Raw genomic sequence first — 2,256 nt, forward strand, 5'->3', positions numbered from 1 at the left:
GCATTACTGCCCAAGTAATAATAACTGTGATTATAAGGTAAATAAGTGCAGGTTTCAGGAATTTTAAATATTCTCCGGTTTGAATCAGTCGGGTGAGCCCGATGATCCCGCCAATGATTATGAGGGGTATGATAGCATCAACATATCTCCCACAGATTGAGTATTCATATGAAAGATTGCACATATGAGCTAACGTGAATAAGAACAGGATAACTGAGAAAATAGAACAATAAAGAAGGACTGGTATGCTCCCTTTACTGTTGTCTGGTTCCTGTTGTCCTGATGAATAAATCCGGCATACCGGCCGTATAAATGAGCATCCTGCAATAATTGCCAATATTGGGAATATAATAAACGAACCAAGCAGAAGGTAGTCAAGATGCTGCATAAAGACGTATACCAGGTGGCCAGGATCATGGGTCAGAGCCTCGTTTATCAGAGTAATATAGTAATCTGTACTATATCCTGATGGAAGTGAACCCTTCATTAATAACTGATCGAAAATCCAGATCAGGAAAAGTAAAAATCCTGGACCTGCAATAAAAATGAGTTTTTTCTTAATCGTCTCTGTAAATTGAAAATGTCCACTCTTAAACATCCAGACAAGTGTCAACACCAGAGCTATGATCATGGAGATACCGGTTGCACGGGTGAAGTAGAGAAGGAAAATTGATAATCCCGTAAGGATATCCCAGACCCCTGGTTTATCTGTAGATAGAGATTCTTTTACAAACAAGACTGAAAAAAGAGTCAGGGGAATGAACAGAGCCTCACTCATGAGGACATATGTGTTCATGGTAACTGTAGGAAGGAGTGCAATAATCACCGAACCTGAAAATGCAATTCCTTTTGACGTTACTGATTTTAGGAGGTAATATGCAGGAAAAATAATACTAGTTGTCAATATGGCATTGATGCCCAGCATATAATGATATACAACATACTTATCCGGACTGAGGAAATATGCGAGGCTGGCAACAAATGAGTATCCGGGTGAGAAGGGCCCTTCTGGATATGGAAGATGAGAGGTAAGCAAAACCCCGTTATAGACTTCTCTGGCAATGATATCGTAGACCAGTTCGTCTGCGAAGATCTGCGGGCTTACTATCAATCCGGATAACAGGATTCTGATACCTGCAATGACTCCAAAGAGACAAAGCAGAATAATGAACGAACTTCTCTCGCCTAAATGAGAGAAAAGACTACTTGGCGTCGGTTCTGGCATATCTATCGTCTGTTACAAGAGATACGTTATTTATAGCAATATATTGTTCCGGTGCAAGTATCAGGATAATCCTCAAAATACTGCAAAATGAAGAGGATAGTAGGATAATTCTATTATGACCCGAAAAAATGTGTTAAGAACTTGTTAGCAAATGGAATTTTTCAAAGATTCTTGAAAATCCAATGTTTACCGTTCCAAGTTTTTCTCGCCAGTTCTTTGGAACTTCACTGACAGAAGTACTGTTCAACGAGTCATATTGAAGAACTGAGTAATATTGTAAATCATTGAAACGGTCAGGGGGGTGTGAAGCAACAAATGAATAGAAATTTACAGTATCATCACTTCGGACAATTAATGTCAATGGCATTTCTGATAGTCTCTGGTTTTCAAACCATTGAATATTTGAGAGATCAATGAAGGGTGCAAGGACTCCCACATATTCAACTGCCCTCACCTTTACACGCTCATTAGAGAGATATGTGATGAGATTAGCATCCCAGAAGTTCGAAAAAGCATGGGTGATATCATTTTCTTCCATTGTTTGAATTAAGGAGTACTGGTCTTCATTTGGTGTCGTAGGAATTGTGAGTACAAGGCCAGTGAGCATTATCAGATTAATGGTAATCAGTATCAGCAAAAACAGTTGTATACCATGCATATGAGCACATAATTTGAAAATTAACAGAACTGCAATAATATAAAGGAGTACTGGGATCTGACTTATGTATGGCCATGCATCCATCTCTGAAAACAGGATGATTATGACCATTGTACAAATAATTGATGAGATGGAAAAGGTTACTAGCCCTTTTTCCTCATCCTGAAGATTTGATCTTTTAACCAGTATTGCAAGTGTAAGCAAAATCCCGATAATCGCGGCAATAATTATGATTCCCGGGATAAGAGTCGAATAGAAGAAATCAGGTATCAGGTATGTCTGAAAAAGGAGAGTAAATTTGGAAAAATCCCCTTCTGTTCGTGAAAATAGTTTAAACGAGAAATCTGCATACTCATAGAGCATAGGGTTGAAA

The 2,256-nt window shown here is 38.5% G+C and carries 2 protein-coding genes; both read right to left on the bottom strand.

Annotated features, from left to right (window positions below; all coding sequences use genetic code 11):
- Nucleotides 1–1,225 (bottom strand): hypothetical protein (locus tag VN429_RS05450; protein ID WP_325630664.1); only part of this gene is annotated, 1,225 nt, incomplete at its 3' end.
- Between the two features lie 133 nt (nucleotides 1,226–1,358).
- A partial coding sequence (locus VN429_RS05455) for a hypothetical protein (RefSeq protein WP_325630666.1) occupies nucleotides 1,359–2,256 on the bottom strand: 898 nt, incomplete at its 5' end.

The organism is Methanospirillum sp. (genome assembly GCF_035560735.1).
Taxonomy (GTDB): domain Archaea; phylum Halobacteriota; class Methanomicrobia; order Methanomicrobiales; family Methanospirillaceae; genus Methanospirillum.